Genomic DNA, 14,178 nt, shown 5'->3' with positions numbered 1-14,178 from the left:
CGACACCAATGAAGATCCATAAATACGACACCGTCATCGTCGGCGCCGGTGGCGCCGGTATGCGCGCGGCCATCGAGTCGACCAAGCGCAGCCGTACCGCCGTACTGACGAAGCTCTACCCCACCCGCTCCCACACGGGCGCGGCGCAGGGCGGCATGGCCGCCGCGCTCGCCAACGTGGAGGAGGACAACTGGGAGTGGCACACCTTCGACACGATCAAGGGCGGCGACTACCTGGTCGACCAGGACGCCGCCGAGATCCTGGCGAAGGAGGCCATCGACGCGGTCCTCGACCTGGAGAAGATGGGCCTGCCGTTCAACCGCACCCCGGACGGCACCATCGACCAGCGCCGCTTCGGCGGTCACTCCCGCAACCACGGTGAGGCCCCGGTCCGCCGGTCCTGCTACGCCGCGGACCGTACGGGACACATGATCCTCCAGACGCTGTACCAGAACTGCGTCAAGGAGGGTGTGGAGTTCTTCAACGAGTTCTACGTCCTGGACCAGCTGCTGACCGAGGTCGACGGCGTGAAGGTGTCCGCCGGCGTCGTCGCGTACGAGCTGGCCACCGGCGAGATCCATGTCTTCCAGGCGAAGGCCGTGATCTACGCGTCCGGCGGCACCGGCAAGTTCTTCAAGGTGACCTCGAACGCGCACACCCTGACCGGTGACGGACAGGCCGCCTGCTACCGGCGCGGGCTGCCCCTGGAGGACATGGAGTTCTTCCAGTTCCACCCGACGGGCATCTGGCGCATGGGCATCCTGCTGACGGAGGGCGCCCGCGGTGAGGGCGGCATCCTCCGCAACAAGGACGGCGAGCGCTTCATGGAGAAGTACGCGCCCGTCATGAAGGACCTCGCCTCCCGCGATGTCGTCTCGCGCTCCATCTACACGGAGATCCGCGAGGGCCGCGGCTGCGGTCCCGAGGGCGACCACGTCTACCTCGACCTCACGCACCTGCCGCCGGAGCAGCTGGACGCCAAGCTGCCCGACATCACCGAGTTCGCGCGGACATATCTGGGCATCGAGCCGTACACGGACCCGATCCCGATCCAGCCGACCGCGCACTACGCCATGGGCGGCATCCCCACCAACGTCCAGGGTGAGGTCCTCGCGGACAACACCACGGTCGTCCCGGGTCTGTACGCGGCCGGCGAGGTCGCCTGCGTCTCCGTGCACGGCGCCAACCGTCTCGGCACCAACTCGCTGCTGGACATCAACGTCTTCGGCCGCCGGTCCGGTATCGCCGCCGCCGAGTACGCCGCGAAGCACGACTACGTCGAGCTGCCCGACAACCCGGCCGAGCTGGTCCAGGCCCAGGTCGAGCGGCTGCGCGAGTCGACGGGCAAGGAGCGGGTCGCCGAGCTGCGCCTGGAGCTCCAGGAGTGCATGGACGCCAACGTGATGGTGTTCCGTACCGAGCAGACGATCAAAACCGCCGTGGCGAAGATCGGCGAGCTGCGCGAGCGCTATCTGAACGTCTCCGTCCAGGACAAGGGCCGCCGCTTCAACACGGACCTGCTGGAGGCCATCGAGCTGGGCAATCTGCTGGACCTGGCCGAGGTCATGGCCGTGTCCGCGCTCGCCCGCAAGGAGTCGCGCGGCGGTCACTACCGCGAGGACTTCCCGAACCGCGACGACGTCAACTTCATGCGCCACACCATGGCGTACCGCGAGGTGGGCGACGACGGCGCCGAGTCGATCCGGCTCGACTACAAGCCGGTCGTCCAGACCCGCTACCAGCCGATGGAGCGTAAGTACTGATGGCTACCCCGACCATGGACAAGCTGGAGGCGCTGGAGGCGGACTCCACCTCCTCCCACCTCATCGCGGTCACGTTCCGGATCCGCCGGTTCAACCCGGAGGTCTCCGACGAGGTCCAGTGGCAGGACTTCCGGATCGACATCGACCCCAAGGAGCGTGTCCTCGACGCCCTCCACAAGATCAAGTGGGATGTCGACGGCACACTCACCTTCCGGCGCTCCTGCGCGCACGGCATCTGCGGCTCGGACGCGATGCGGATCAACGGCCGCAACCGGCTGGCGTGCAAGACGCTGATCAAGGACCTGATCTCGGTCGACAAGCACGGGACGGTCACCAAGCCCGTCACGATCGAGCCCATCAAGGGGCTGACGGTCCTCAAGGACCTGATCGTCGACATGGACCCGTTCTTCCAGGCGTACCGCGATGTGATGCCCTTCCTCGTCACCACCGGCAACGAGCCGACGCGGGAGCGCCTCCAGTCCGCCGAGGACCGCGAGCGCTTCGACGACACCACCAAGTGCATCCTGTGCGCGGCGTGCACGTCGTCGTGCCCGGTGTTCTGGAACGACGGCCAGTACTTCGGTCCGGCCGCGATCGTCAACGCGCACCGCTTCATCTTCGACTCGCGTGACGAGGCGGGGGAGCAGCGGCTGGAGATCCTCAACGACAAGGACGGCGTGTGGCGTTGCCGCACGACGTTCAACTGCACGGACGCCTGCCCGCGCGGTATCGAGGTCACGAAGGCGATCCAGGAAGTCAAGCGCGCGCTGATCACGCGCCGCTTCTGACGGCTCCGCCGCTTCTGACCGTACGGTCAAAGCTGTTGGCCGGAGGCCCGTTTCCGTACGTACGGAGACGGGCCTCCGGCGTGCCGGGAGCCGGGTGCGCGTCCCCTCAGTCGTCCCTCTCCTGGGGGCCGTCCGCGCCTGACTTCTCCGGAATCCAGTCGTCGGGGCGGCACTTGGGGCCGCCGCACCGGCAGGCGGGCCAGTCGGGCGACGCTCCCGGGGCGGGCGCCGGGTAGCTGTCCTCCTCGATGGGCTCGTCCCAGCCGACGACGAGCGCGCCGTCCGCGCCGAAGGTCTCCATGAGCAGCGAGAGCCTCTCCCGCGCGTCGCTGCGGCCCGCGCCGCCTCGCTCTTCCGGGTCATCGGTCCCCGTATCGGTGGTTCGCTCACCCATGGGAGATGTACCTTCCGTTATCCGTTCTCGCTTTCCGTCTTCAAGCTTCGGTATCCGCGAGCACGTTTACCAGGCATCAGCCCATGACATGGCGTTGGTCATGACGAAGGAACGCGCAGATGACGGCAGAGACCGATGCTCCCGACCCCACTTCCTCGCTTCTCGCCTTTTTCGGCAGCGAGTTGAAGCGTATTCGGCAGGGGGCGGGAGTCTCCCAGGACGAGGCGGCGGCACGCTCGCACACGACCCAGTCGATGATCTCCAAGGTGGAGGCGGCCAAGCGGGTGCCCTCCGAAGAACTGGCCTGCGATCTGGACGGGGCGTTCGGTACGGGTGGGCATTTCGCACGGCTGTACCCGCTCGTCATCACGTACGCGTACCCGTCGTGGTTTCTGCCGTTCGTCGAACTGGAACGCGAAGCCACGGCAATGCGGGTATTCGAAAGCCAGATCGTTCCCGGGCTTCTCCAGACGGAGGAATATGCCCGCGCCATGCTCTACGCGGTACGTCCGGAAAATCTCGACGGACTCATTGCCGCGCGGATGACGCGACAGGAAGTATTCGAACGGGAATCACCTCCCCGTACCTGGTTCGTCATGGACGAGAACGTGTTGCTCCGGCCCATCGGCGGCACCGCCGTCATGCGTCACCAGCTCACGCGCCTGCTCGAACAAGGGCGGAATCCACGCTGTGTGATCCAGGTCGTGCCGCGTACGGTCCCCGCCCATGCCGGGCTCGCCGGCCCCTTCACCGTGCTGAGTTTCGAGGAAGGGGCCGACGTGCTCTATGTCGACGGCTTCTCCCAGGGCCGAACCGCCCTGGACACGCATGAGATCGCCACCGCCACCTACTCCTTCGATCTGCTGCGGGCGGTGGCCCTCTCACCCGACGAGTCCGCCGGCCTGATCAGAGCGCATCTGGAAGGACTCACGTCATGATCCGCACGAACCAGCTCTCCCTCGGGTGGCGGAGCAGCAGTTACAGCACCAACGGCGCCAACTGCATAGAGGTGAGCGATACGTTCGGGCGCTCGGTGCCGGTCAGGGACTCCAAGGACCCGGGCGGTCCGGCGCTCGTCTTCCCGCCGCGGGCCTTCGCGTCGTTCATCCGGGCCTTGCAGCGCGGCGAGTTCATAGTCTCCTGACCGGCCTCTCCCGGTCAGGAGGCCGATCGGCTCGCCGCCTTCGCCGGGGCCTGGCCGGCCTTGTCGACGACGGCGCGTTCCAGGGTCGCGGTGACACCGGAGAGGGTGCCGACCCGGTCGCCCCGCCGCCACGTACCGCTCTTGTCGATGTAGTGGCGGGAGCCGAGGTACGCCAGGCTCTCCCTGTCGAAGATCCACTCCTCGCGGGTGGCGAAGCCCGTGTTCTCCAGGGTGATCCCGACGCCGTGGCGGCCCGCCGCGTCCACCGCGTCCGGCACCTCGGTCACCCCGGGGATCCCGGCGACGACCCGGTAGAAGGCGGCGGCGGTCGCGGGCGGCACGATCGTCTCGCCCACCAGCTCACCGATCCTGCTGAAGACGGCGGCGTCCCTCGTCTCGCCGTCGGCCGGCCGCGTCCGCTCGTACAGCAGGGTGCGCAGCGCCTCGGGGTCGGTGGGGAGGGAGGCCAGCCAGGTGTACGTGGGCCGGTCGATCCCCGCGGGGACGCCGCCCGAGCCGGCGGGCGCGCCGTCCGGAACGCCGACCTCGACCGGGCCGGACCGGTGGACACCGCCGCCGCTCTCGCGGAGCAGCCCGACCTCGGTGAGGGGCGCCGGGTCCTGGGCCGTCCAGACCTCCCGCCGGTGCGGGGCGCCGAGCTGCACCGGGCCCTCGAAGGTGCCCTCGTTCTCCCGGACCACACTTCTGACGTAGACGAACTGGTCGTCCCGTACGGGCGTCGCGTCAGTCGCCATGGACGCGGCGGCGATCCGGTTGAGCAGCACGGCCGCGCCGCCAGCCCGGTCGCTCCCGACTGCCGGGGCCGCGGGGCCCCGGTCGGCGTCTCCGCCCGCCGCGAGGGTGGCGAGCAGGACACCGGACAGCGCGAGGGCGGTGGCGGGCAGCAGCACGGCGGGGCGGAAGAAGCGTGGGCGGCGGAGGCGCGGACGGCGGGCGGGCGGGTCCGTGACCGGCTGCGCGGTGGTGGACTGCTGGTCGTGGTCGATCTGCTGCATCAGGCGGTCCTTGTGACGGAGGTGACGGTCCGGCGGCAGGTCCCATTCGGCCGGGGCGGGCAGCAGCCGGGCGACGGCCTCGGCGTCGGCCTTGGTATCGGCCTCGGCCTCGGTGTCGGCCCGGTCGGAGCCTCGGTCAGCGTTCATCGGGGTTCCTCCCGCAGGGACAGAGCCGCGAACGCGGCTTCACTCTTCACCTCTCCGCGGCGAGGGCGCGGTTCCGTCTTCTCCGCAGCCGGACGAACCGGTTGAAGCCGGCGGGCGAGCTTGGCGCGGGCGCGCGAGAGCCGCGAGCGTACGGTGCCGACCGGGATGCCGAGCGCCTGCGCGGTCTGCCGGTAATCGAGGCCGGACCAGACGCACAGCGCGAGCACCTCCCGCTCCTGACGGCGCAGTTGGCCGAGGGCGCCGTGGATCGCGGCGAGCTTGCGCGCGTCGTCGATCCGGCCGGCCGTCTCCTCCGCGAAGTCCGCCACCGGGGGCGGGGACGGCCGCCGGTCCAGGAAGGCGAGGCGTCTGCGCAGGCCGCGGTTGGCGTTGTGGGCCTTGTGGGTGGCGATGCCGTACAGCCACGGTGTGAGCGACCCCCCGTCCGGCTCCAGCCGCTCCCGGACGCGCCAGGCCGCGAGGAAGGTCTCGGACATCACCTCCTCGGCGGTCGACCAGTCGCCGGTCAGCCGCAGGGCGTGGTGGTACACGGCGCGCGCGTGGGTGTCGTACAGCTCCGCGAACGCCTCCCGGTCACCCGCCCGTACGCGGGCGCGCAACGGGTCGGGGGGCTCGGGGTCCGTCGGCGCGGGCCGCAGAGGTGTGGCGTCTGGTGGTTCGGTGCTCCTCACAGCAGGTACCTCTCCGCACCTCGCACGGGGTTCCCGTGGCCCGCGTCACACCGCCCCGTCACACCATCCGGGTCACACCCGAGCGCTCCGGAAACGACTGCGCGCGCCGGTCGGTGAAGGGGTTCACCAGCCGGCGCGCGCGCAGCCCGTCCGTACGGTCAGAGCTGGCCGGAGGCGGAGATGGTGATCTTGGCGCTGGTCGCGCCCGAGCGCGAGCCGTAGCCCTCGATCTTCTTGACGAGGGCCATGCTCTCGTCGTCCGCGACCTCACCGAACACGACGTGCTTGTTGTCGAGCCAGTCCGTCACGATGGTCGTGATGAAGAACTGCGAGCCGTTGGTGTTCCGGCCCGCGTTGGCCATCGAGAGCTGGCCCGGCTTGGTGTGCTTGAGCGTGAAGTTCTCGTCGGCGAACTTCTCGCCGTAGATGCTCTTGCCGCCCGTGCCGTTGCCCGCGGTGAAGTCGCCGCCCTGGAGCATGAAGTCCGGGATGACCCGGTGGAACGAGGACCCGGCGTAGCCGAAGCCCTTCTCGCCGGTGGCGAGGGCGCGGAAGTTCTCGACCGTCTTGGGCACGACGTCGTCGAACAGGTTGAAGTTGATCCGCCCGGCGGGGGCGTCGTCAATGGTGATGTCGAAGTAGACCTTAATCGTCATGTCACCATCCTGACACTTGCGCCTCCCGGCTCGCGTACACCCCCCTCGTCCCAGCCTGTCGCCCCTCCGCCGCCACGGCGTCGCGGGCGCCGCTCCACGACGCCCACCACCACTTGAACATGTTCAAAAAGGGGTCTAGAGTCAGGGACATCAGCTTTTTGAACACGTTCAAAGGGAGGGTGGGGGATGGACCTCACTGTTGTCGCGTATGTGATCTACCTGCTGATCAGCGTCGCGCTCACCGTGTGGGTGGCCCGGACGCTGAGCAGCAACGGGCGGATCTTTCTCGCCGATGTGCTCAAGGGCGACGAGAAGCTCGCGGAAGCCGTCAACCATCTGCTGGTGGTCGGCTTCTACCTGGTCAACCTCGGCTTCGTCACGCTGTATCTGAAGGCCGCCGACGCCGTGACGAACGCGCGCGGGCTGTTCGAGGCGCTCTCAGTGAAGCTCGGGGTCGTCCTGCTCGTGCTCGGTGTCATGCACCTGGGCAATGTGTACGTGCTCAACAAGATGCGCCGGCGTGGGCTCCTGGAGCGCCACCAGACCCCGCCGGTACCGCCGCAGGCGTGGACCGCGCCGGCCGCCGGGCTGTGAGCCCGATGGCCACCGAACCCCTGCGGAGCCTGCCGCGGGAGCAACTGCCCACGCTACGGACCCGGGCCGCGACACCGCACCACCAGAAGCACCAGCAGCATTGGGGACAGCAGCAGAGGCAGGCGCAGGGGCAGCAACAGCGGCCCGTCCTCCGGCTGACCGTCCTGTACGACGCGAACTGCCCGCTCTGCGCCCACGTCCGGGAGTGGCTCGGCCGGCAGCCCCAGCTCGTACCGCTCGACTTCGTCCCCGCCGCGTCACCGGAGGCGCGGCGGCGCTACCCGGACCTCGACCACGCCGCCACGCTCAAGGAGATCACCGTCATCGGGGACGGCGGCCAGGTCTACCGCGCCACCGCCGCCTGGATCGTCTGCCTCTGGGCGCTGGCCGAACACCGGCCCCGGGCACACTGGCTGGCCACCCCGGCGGGCGCGCCGTTCGCCCGGGTCAGTGTGCTCGCCGCCGCGAAGTACCGCGCGCTGACGGCCGCCCCCTGCGACGACGCGTGCGAGCTGCCCGCGCCGCCGGGCGGCGGCCGGCCGGATTAGGCTCGGGGACCGTGACGGACGCGAAGGACACGAAGGACCCGACCCCCCTCCCGAAGAGCGAGAAGACTCTTCCGAAGAGCGAGCAGACCCGCACCCTCATCCTCGAAACCGCGCTGCGGCTCTTCAAGGAGCGCGGTTACGACAAGACGACGATGCGGGCCATCGCCAAGGAGGCCGGTGTCTCCGTCGGGAACGCGTACTACTACTTCGCGTCGAAGGAACATCTCGTCCAGGGCTTCTACGACCGGATCGCCACCGAACACCGGCTGGCGATCCGGCCCGTACTGGACCGGGAGACCGGTCTGGAGGAACGCTTCGGCGCGGTGCTGACGGGCTGGCTCGACATCGCGGAGCCGTACCACGCCTTCGCCGCGCAGTTCTTCAAGAACGCGGCGGATCCCGACAGCCCGCTCAGCCCCTTCTCCCCCGAATCGGAGCCGGTCCGGGAGGCCGCGATCGCCGTCCACCGCGAGGTGCTGGCCGGCTCCCGGACGAAGATCCCGAAGGAGCTGGCGGACACCCTCCCCGAGGTGCTGTGGCTGGCCCAGATGGGGCTGGTCCTGTACTGGGTCTACGACCGCTCGCCGCACAGCGCGCGCACCCGCCGGCTGGCCCTGCGCGGCGCCCGGCTGACCGCCCGGACGATCGCGCTCTCGCGCTTCCGGGTGCTGCGTCCGGTCGTACGCGAAGTGCACGAGCTGTTCACGGAGTTCCTGCCGGGGATGGCGGAAACGGCGGCGGCACGGGCCGGCCGGACCGACCGAGCTGGCCGGACGGACACGGCTGACCCGGCCGACCGGACCGACAGCTCCGGCAGGGACTCCTGATTCGTCGGCTCGGGCGCGCGGGCTCAAGCCTGGCGCGAGGCCAGTTGTACGAGGGTGATGTCCGACGGCGCGCCGACACGTACGGGCGGCCCCCAGGCACCGGCCCCGCGCGAGACGTAGAGCTGGGTGTCCTCGTACCGCTCCAGACCCGCGACGGTGGGGTTGGCGAGTCCGGCGAGGAGGCTGCCGGGCCAGAGCTGGCCGCCGTGGGTGTGGCCGGAGAGCTGGAGGTCGACGCCGTGGCGTACGGCGTCGTGGATGACGACGGGCTGGTGGGCGAGGAGCACGGACGCCCTGGTTGTGTCGCGGTCGCCGAGGGCCTTGCCGAAGTCGGGCCCGAGGCCCTCGCTCTCGCCCGCGATGTCGTTGACCCCGGCGAGGTCGAAGCCGTCGAGCTCGACGCGTTCGTTCTCCAGGGGCCGCAGCCCCAGTTCGCGGACGTGGTCGACCCATTCGGCCGCGCCGGAGATGTACTCGTGGTTGCCGGTGACGAAGAACGCCCCGTGCTTCGCTTCGAGCCCGGCGAGCGGCTCGGCGGCCGGCCCCAGGTCCTTGACGCTGCCGTCGACCATGTCCCCGACGACCGCGATCAGGTCGGGCTGGGTCGAGTTGATCGCGTCGACGATGCGCTGGGAGTGGGCGCGGCCCAGGACCGGGCCGAGGTGGATGTCGCTGACGACGGCGATACGGAACCCGTGCGCGGCGCGCGCCAGCTTGGCGAGCGGCACCGTGACGCGCTTGACGCGGGGGCCGCGCAGCACGCCGTACGTGCCGTAGCCGACCGTGGCGAGCGCGGCGGTCGCGGCGGCGCCGCCGACGACGCGGGAGACGAAGAGCCGCCGGGAGGGCGCGAGTACGGACGCGGAGGACGGCGCGGACTTCGGTGTGACGGGGGCGGAGGCCGAGGCGGTCGCGGGCGCCGGCTCCGGAGACGTCGCGGGCGCCGGCTCCGAAGACGTCGGCGCGGACGTGGCCGCTGCTCCGGCTTCCGCCTCCGCCTCCGCCGCTGCCGCTGCCTCCGAAGGCCCCTCGGGAGTGGTCACCGGGGCGCGCTCATCGGCCCGTACAGACTCCGTCGCCCCGTCCGGCTCGCCCTTCGGCCGCCGCTGCGGCAACATCCTGAACAGGGGCCGTACGGCCTCCCCGACCAGCAGTGCCAGCAGCAGATACAGCAGCACCGCCAGCCACAGATACCCCGGCCAGGCCACTATCTGCTGCAACCAGAAGGGCGCCCAGCCACGCGCGGTGAGCGCCAGGACGGACAGTAAAGGCAGCACCACCGCGGCGACCGTCCCCGCCTTACGGGCGAGGCCCCCCGGCGCCGTGGTGTCGCGTACGAGGCGCCGCCACAGATACCAGTGCGCCACGGTCAGCAGCGCGACCACCGCGAGTGCCAGCAGAACGACGACGACCACCACGAGCAAGTCCCTCAATCCTGTTGATCTTTATTGTGTTCGCGGAGCGCGCGTACGCCCCGGAACCCGATGACGCCGATGGCCGTCCCCAGAAGAAAGGACACGATGGCGAGGGTCAGATGCACCCAGAAGTACGCCGTCGGATCTCCGGCGTCGTCGAAGGCGAGTCCGCTGCCGTCCTGCCACAAGTTCTTGACGAAGGTGACCCAGATGCCCCAAGACCAGAGGCCAAAGGCCAGCAGGAACCAGGACACGGGGCGGCTGAGCTTCATACCGTCAGTATCGCCGGGGCCTCTCGAACAGCGGCGGCGGGGTCCCGCGGACCGGCCGTCGTCGCCGTCTGGCGCGCCCTGTACCTTCACGGTCGTGCCCGCTCTGAATAAGACCGTCCTGACGGTCCTCGCCGCCGCGCTGCTGCCCGCTCTGACCGCCGTGCCCGCCGCGGCCCTCCCGGCCGCGCCGGCCGCCCCGGCCGCCTCCGTACCGCTGTACGCCAGGGCCGACGGCGCCGACACGAAGCAGCCGAAGCCGCCCGCCTCGATGTCCACACTCGGCGGAGAGAAACTGGGGCTCGCGGGTACGCAGGTGAACATGGCGGCGGGCGTGCCGGTGCTGCCCAAGAAGCTCAGCGGGCGGTCGTGGATCGTCGCGGACGCGGAGCACGGCGATGTGCTGGCCTCCCACAACGCCCACTGGCGGCTGCCCCCCGCGTCCACGCTCAAGATGCTCTTCGCGGACACGCTGCTGCCCCGGATGCCCAAGACCGAGTCGTACAAGGTGGCGCCGGCCGATCTCCAGGGCATGGGCGCGGGCAGCAGCCTCGTGGGCGTCAAGGAGAACCTCACCTACACGGTCAACGATCTGTGGCTGGGCGTGTTCCTCAAGTCCGGGAACGACGCCGTGCATGTGCTCTCCGCGATGAACGGCGGCATCGACAAGACCGTCCGCGACATGCAGAAGCACGCCGAGAACCTCCAGGCGCTGGACACCCATGTGGTCTCGCCGGACGGGTACGACGAGAAGGGCCAGGTCTCCAGCGCGTACGACCTCACCCTCTTCGCCCGCTCGGGGCTCCAGAAGAAGGACTTCCGGGAGTACGCGGCGACGGCGACGGCCAAGTTCCCCGGCGAGAAGAAGAAGGGCAAGAAGCGCGAGACCTTCGAGATCCAGAACACCAACCGGCTGCTGACGGGCGCCAACGGGGTCGCGCAGTACCAGGGCATCGCGGGCGTGAAGAACGGCAGCACCACCCACGCCGGTACGACGTTCACCGGCGTCGCTGAGCGGAACGGCAAGAAGCTGCTGGTCACCGTGATGAATCCGTCCTCCACCGAGCCGCACGCGGTGTACCAGGAGACGGCGCGGCTGCTGGACTGGGGCTTCGCGGCGGTCGGGAAGGTCAAGCCGGTCGGTGAGCTGGTGCCGCCGAAGAACGCCGTGTCGGACGCCGGTTCGCCGAGCCCCACGCCGGTGAGCGACGAGTCGGCGCCGGCCACCGCGCCCGCCGAGGCGGTCGCGACCGCGAACAGCGGCGGATCGAGCGGGGTGGGGATCGCGCTGGCGGTGGCGGGCGGGGTGCTGATCGCGCTGGCGGGTGCGGTGTTCCTGGTCAACCGGCGCTGGCCGCTGCCCGACCTGGTCCGTCGCCGCGCGCGTCCGTGACGTCGTCGGTGGCTTCGGTCTCCTCGGCCGAAGCCGCCGCCTTCCGCGTCGCCGTCCAGGCCGCGCAGAACAGCAGCAGCTTCGCCGTGAAGTTGATCCACAGCAGCAGCGCCACCGGCACCCCGAACGCGCCGTACATGCTCTTGCCCGCCACGCCCTTCATATAGCCGCCGAGCAGCAGCTTCAGCGCCTCGAAGCCGACAGCCCCGATCAGCGCGGCGACCATCAGCCGGCGGCGCGGCGGGTGGACGCGCGGCAGCAGCGTCAGCACGTACAGGAGCAGCAGGAAGTCCGCGCCGACCGCCACCACGAGCGCCGCGATCCGCAGGAGTACGCCGCCCGCGCCGCCCCCCTCGATGCCGAGCCGCTCGGCGGTCCAGCCGACGGCCGTGGAGCCGAGCCCCGAGGCGGCCAGTGAGGCGAGCCCGACGGCACCGAGGCCGATGAGGACCAGGCCGTCCTTGCCCTTGAGGACGATCGGGTTGCCCTGTTCCCCGTCGTCCAGTTCCCAGACGGCCCGCAGACACTCGCGCATCGAGCCGATCCAGCCGATCCCGGTGAAGAGCAGCACCGCCCCGGCGACCACCCCGATGGTGCCGGCGTTGGTGACGAGGGAGTTGAGATCGAGCTGGTCGGAGATACCGGGGACCTGCTTCTCGATGCTGTGCTGCGCCCGGTCGAGCTGGTCCTTGCTGAGCAGCGCGGCCCCGACGGCGGCGGCGACCGTGATGAGCGGGAAGAGCGAGAGAAAGCTGAGGAAGGTGATCGCGGCGGCGAGCCGCGACCAGTGGACCCGGTCGAGCCGCTCGTACGCCTGCCAGGCGTGCGTCCGCATCAGCCTGGCCACGAGCGGGCCGATGACGGGGAGTTTTCTCAGCCAGTCCATGGCGAAGATCTACCCGGCGGCCCCGCCCGGCCACGGCCGAACATGCGTGAGCCGCCTCACCCGTTCCCGCGCGTTCATCCAAGCAGCGCAACAAAGGCGACAAAGATTACAAAGATTGAGGTATGGGGGCGATACGGTCACCTCCATGTCAGTCGACACCGCCGAGCACGGCTATTACGACGAGGACTCCGTCGTCTCCCTCACGGGCCTGGGGCGCACCTCCCCCACGACCGCCCTGCTGCTGCGCCCCCGCTCCCCCGACGAGGCCGCCGCGGCCGTCCGGGCCGGCGGGGAGCGTGGCCTCATCGCCCGCGGGCTCGGCCGGAGCTGCGGCGACGCGGCACAGAACGCCGGTGGCGCGGTCCTCGACATGACGGGGCTCGACCGAATCCGCGCGCTCGACGTCACCACGGGCGTCGTGGTGTGCGAGGCCGGGCTGAGTCTGCGCCGGCTGCTGGAGGTGCTGCTGCCGCTGGGCTGGTGCCTGCCGGTGACCCCGGTGACCGGGGGGTACGGGGTGACGGTCGGCGGCGCGATCGGCGCGGACGTCGAGGGCGCGAACCATCCGGCGGCGGGGTCGTTCTCCGCCCATGTGTCGGCGCTGGAGCTGCTCACGGCGGACGGCGAGCGGCGGACGGCGCTGCCCGGCACCCCGCTCTTCGACGCGACGGCGGGCGGTCTCGGGCTGACCGGGGTGATCCTCTCGGCGACACTGCGGCTGCGGCGCGTGGCGACCTCGCTGATGATCGTCGACACGGAGCGGGCGACGGATCTCGACGACCTGTTCGCGCGACTGGCGGCGGCGGACCCGCGCCCGTACCCGGCGGCGCCCGAGTCCGACCCCGGCCCGGAGCAGCCGCGCGGCTACGCGGTCGCCTGGCTGGATCCGCTGGCGCGCGGGGCGGAGCTGGGGCGCGCGGTCCTCGTACGCGGGGAGCACGCGCCGCTCAGCGCCCTGCCCGCGCGCGCCCGGCGGCGCCCGCTGCTCTTCCGGCCGGGGCCCCGGGACGGCCTCTCCGCGCTCGTACCGCCGCCGGGACTGCCGGGGCGGGCGGCGGCCGGGCTGCTCAACGGCGTCTGGTACCGGACGGCGCCCCGGCTGCGCAGCGGTGAGCTGCGGCGCCTCCCGGTGTTCGGCCGGCCGCCCGGGGACGCGGTGCCCTGGCACCGGCTGCCGGGGCCGGGGCGCGGCGGCTTCGTCCGCTACCGCTTCACCGTCGGATACGGCCGGGAGGAGACCCTGCGCCGGATCGTGGAGCGCCTCGCGCGGCACGGCTGTCCGTCCTTCCCCGCCGCGCTCACCCGCTTCGGCGCGGCCGGGTCGGGGTGGCTGTCCTTCCCGGCGCCCGGCTGGTCGCTGACGGTCGAGCTGCCGGCCGACCCGGGCAGCCTGGGGCCGCTGCTCGACGCGCTGGACGAGGAGGTCGTGGCGGACGGGGGCCGGGTCTGTCTGGCGCAGGACGCCCGGATCAGGCCGGAGCGGCTGGCCGCGATGTATCCGCGGCTGGCGGAGTTCCGGGCGCTGCGGGCCGAGCTGGATCCGCGGTCGGTGTTCACGTCGGACCTGTCGCGGCGGCTGCGCCTGTAGTGCCCGCCTCCGCGTTACCGCTGTACCGCCCTACCGCCTACCTCCCTGCCGCCTTACC

General features: G+C 70.8%; 16 protein-coding genes. 9 read left to right on the top strand and 7 right to left on the bottom strand.

Annotated features, from left to right (window positions below):
- Positions 1-8: 8 nt before the first annotated feature.
- Entirely contained in the window at positions 9-1,763 is a 1,755-nt protein-coding gene (gene sdhA, locus DVK44_RS21795) for a succinate dehydrogenase flavoprotein subunit (RefSeq protein WP_114661175.1), read from the top strand.
- A complete protein-coding gene (locus tag DVK44_RS21790; RefSeq protein WP_114661174.1) occupies positions 1,763-2,551 on the top strand; it encodes a succinate dehydrogenase iron-sulfur subunit in 789 nt (262 codons plus the stop codon). The genes sdhA and DVK44_RS21790 overlap by 1 nt, the downstream gene beginning before the upstream one ends.
- A 106-nt stretch (positions 2,552-2,657) precedes the next feature.
- On the opposite strand, the gene DVK44_RS21785 is transcribed toward DVK44_RS21790, so the two are convergent.
- On the bottom strand, positions 2,658-2,945 hold the full coding sequence (locus DVK44_RS21785) for a hypothetical protein (RefSeq protein ID WP_114661173.1): 288 nt from the start codon (positions 2,943-2,945) through the stop codon (positions 2,658-2,660).
- Positions 2,946-3,064: 119 nt separating this feature from the next.
- Between DVK44_RS21785 and DVK44_RS21780 the strand changes: the two genes are divergently transcribed.
- Both DVK44_RS21780 and DVK44_RS21775 read left to right on the top strand, forming a co-directional pair.
- Positions 3,065-3,883, top strand: a complete 819-nt coding sequence (locus DVK44_RS21780) for a helix-turn-helix domain-containing protein (RefSeq protein WP_114661172.1) — start codon at positions 3,065-3,067, stop codon at positions 3,881-3,883.
- A complete protein-coding gene (locus tag DVK44_RS21775) occupies positions 3,880-4,089 on the top strand; it encodes a DUF397 domain-containing protein (protein ID WP_114661171.1) in 210 nt (69 codons plus the stop codon). Before DVK44_RS21780 ends, DVK44_RS21775 begins: the two co-directional genes overlap by 4 nt.
- 14 nt (positions 4,090-4,103) lie before the next feature.
- Here the strand turns inward: DVK44_RS21775 and DVK44_RS21770 are convergent, their stop codons facing one another.
- From DVK44_RS21770 to DVK44_RS21760, 3 genes are all read right to left on the bottom strand, one after another.
- Complete coding sequence (locus tag DVK44_RS21770) at positions 4,104-5,252, bottom strand: CU044_5270 family protein (protein ID WP_114661170.1); 1,149 nt, start codon at positions 5,250-5,252, stop codon at positions 4,104-4,106.
- The gene (locus tag DVK44_RS21765; protein ID WP_114661169.1) at positions 5,249-5,872 is read right to left on the bottom strand and encodes an RNA polymerase sigma factor; all 624 of its coding nucleotides are present in this window, start codon (positions 5,870-5,872) and stop codon (positions 5,249-5,251) included. Before DVK44_RS21765 ends, DVK44_RS21770 begins: the two co-directional genes overlap by 4 nt.
- Before the next feature lie 230 nt (positions 5,873-6,102).
- Positions 6,103-6,600, bottom strand: coding sequence for a peptidylprolyl isomerase (locus DVK44_RS21760; RefSeq protein WP_114661168.1), 498 nt, complete (start codon positions 6,598-6,600; stop codon positions 6,103-6,105).
- A gap of 186 nt (positions 6,601-6,786) precedes the next feature.
- Between DVK44_RS21760 and DVK44_RS21755 the strand changes: the two genes are divergently transcribed.
- The 3 genes from DVK44_RS21755 (at position 6,787) to DVK44_RS21745 (ending at position 8,569) form a co-directional block, all read left to right on the top strand.
- On the top strand, positions 6,787-7,194 hold the full coding sequence (locus DVK44_RS21755) for a hypothetical protein (RefSeq protein WP_114661167.1): 408 nt from the start codon (positions 6,787-6,789) through the stop codon (positions 7,192-7,194).
- Between the two features lie 155 nt (positions 7,195-7,349).
- A complete protein-coding gene (locus DVK44_RS21750) occupies positions 7,350-7,742 on the top strand; it encodes a thiol-disulfide oxidoreductase DCC family protein (RefSeq protein WP_228447657.1) in 393 nt (130 codons plus the stop codon).
- Between the two features lie 11 nt (positions 7,743-7,753).
- Positions 7,754-8,569 carry a TetR/AcrR family transcriptional regulator gene (locus DVK44_RS21745; RefSeq protein WP_181957498.1) on the top strand — a complete coding sequence of 272 codons (816 nt, stop codon included), beginning with the start codon at positions 7,754-7,756 and terminating at the stop codon, positions 8,567-8,569.
- 23 nt (positions 8,570-8,592) lie between these two features.
- Here the strand turns inward: DVK44_RS21745 and DVK44_RS21740 are convergent, their stop codons facing one another.
- Positions 8,593-10,002, bottom strand: coding sequence for a metallophosphoesterase (locus DVK44_RS21740; RefSeq protein WP_228447308.1), 1,410 nt, complete (start codon positions 10,000-10,002; stop codon positions 8,593-8,595).
- Positions 9,999-10,256, bottom strand: a complete 258-nt coding sequence (locus tag DVK44_RS37265) for an SCO4848 family membrane protein (protein ID WP_228447307.1) — start codon at positions 10,254-10,256, stop codon at positions 9,999-10,001. The genes DVK44_RS21740 and DVK44_RS37265 overlap by 4 nt, the downstream gene beginning before the upstream one ends.
- 94 nt (positions 10,257-10,350) lie before the next feature.
- Here DVK44_RS37265 and DVK44_RS21735 point away from each other — a divergent pair, with 94 nt between their 5' ends.
- The gene (locus DVK44_RS21735; RefSeq protein WP_331461618.1) at positions 10,351-11,646 is read left to right on the top strand and encodes a D-alanyl-D-alanine carboxypeptidase family protein; all 1,296 of its coding nucleotides are present in this window, start codon (positions 10,351-10,353) and stop codon (positions 11,644-11,646) included.
- On the opposite strand, the gene DVK44_RS21730 is transcribed toward DVK44_RS21735, so the two are convergent.
- Positions 11,594-12,532, bottom strand: a complete 939-nt coding sequence (locus DVK44_RS21730; RefSeq protein ID WP_114661164.1) for a YihY/virulence factor BrkB family protein — start codon at positions 12,530-12,532, stop codon at positions 11,594-11,596. The two genes, DVK44_RS21735 and DVK44_RS21730, sit on opposite strands and share 53 nt — an antisense overlap.
- 145 nt (positions 12,533-12,677) lie before the next feature.
- On the opposite strand from DVK44_RS21730, the gene DVK44_RS21725 reads away from it, so the two are divergent.
- Positions 12,678-14,120, top strand: a complete 1,443-nt coding sequence (locus tag DVK44_RS21725; RefSeq protein ID WP_114661163.1) for an FAD-binding oxidoreductase — start codon at positions 12,678-12,680, stop codon at positions 14,118-14,120.
- Positions 14,121-14,178 lie beyond the last annotated feature (58 nt).

It is taken from the genome of Streptomyces paludis, assembly GCF_003344965.1.
GTDB classification, from domain to species: Bacteria; Actinomycetota; Actinomycetes; order Streptomycetales; family Streptomycetaceae; genus Streptomyces; species Streptomyces paludis.
The sequence above is the reverse complement of the archived record's forward strand: the minus strand, read 5'-3'. Positions and strand labels throughout refer to the sequence as shown.

Coding starts and splice junctions, on each gene's coding strand:
- sdhA (WP_114661175.1), top strand. CDS start 9: ATGAAGATCCATAAATACGACACCGTCATCGTCGGCGCCGGTGGCGCC.
- DVK44_RS21790 (WP_114661174.1), top strand. CDS start 1,763: ATGGCTACCCCGACCATGGACAAGCTGGAGGCGCTGGAGGCGGACTCC.
- DVK44_RS21785 (WP_114661173.1), bottom strand. CDS start 2,945: ATGGGTGAGCGAACCACCGATACGGGGACCGATGACCCGGAAGAGCGA.
- DVK44_RS21780 (WP_114661172.1), top strand. CDS start 3,065: ATGACGGCAGAGACCGATGCTCCCGACCCCACTTCCTCGCTTCTCGCC.
- DVK44_RS21775 (WP_114661171.1), top strand. CDS start 3,880: ATGATCCGCACGAACCAGCTCTCCCTCGGGTGGCGGAGCAGCAGTTAC.
- DVK44_RS21770 (WP_114661170.1), bottom strand. CDS start 5,252: ATGAACGCTGACCGAGGCTCCGACCGGGCCGACACCGAGGCCGAGGCC.
- DVK44_RS21760 (WP_114661168.1), bottom strand. CDS start 6,600: ATGACGATTAAGGTCTACTTCGACATCACCATTGACGACGCCCCCGCC.
- DVK44_RS21755 (WP_114661167.1), top strand. CDS start 6,787: ATGGACCTCACTGTTGTCGCGTATGTGATCTACCTGCTGATCAGCGTC.
- DVK44_RS37265 (WP_228447307.1), bottom strand. CDS start 10,256: ATGAAGCTCAGCCGCCCCGTGTCCTGGTTCCTGCTGGCCTTTGGCCTC.
- DVK44_RS21730 (WP_114661164.1), bottom strand. CDS start 12,532: ATGGACTGGCTGAGAAAACTCCCCGTCATCGGCCCGCTCGTGGCCAGG.
- DVK44_RS21725 (WP_114661163.1), top strand. CDS start 12,678: ATGTCAGTCGACACCGCCGAGCACGGCTATTACGACGAGGACTCCGTC.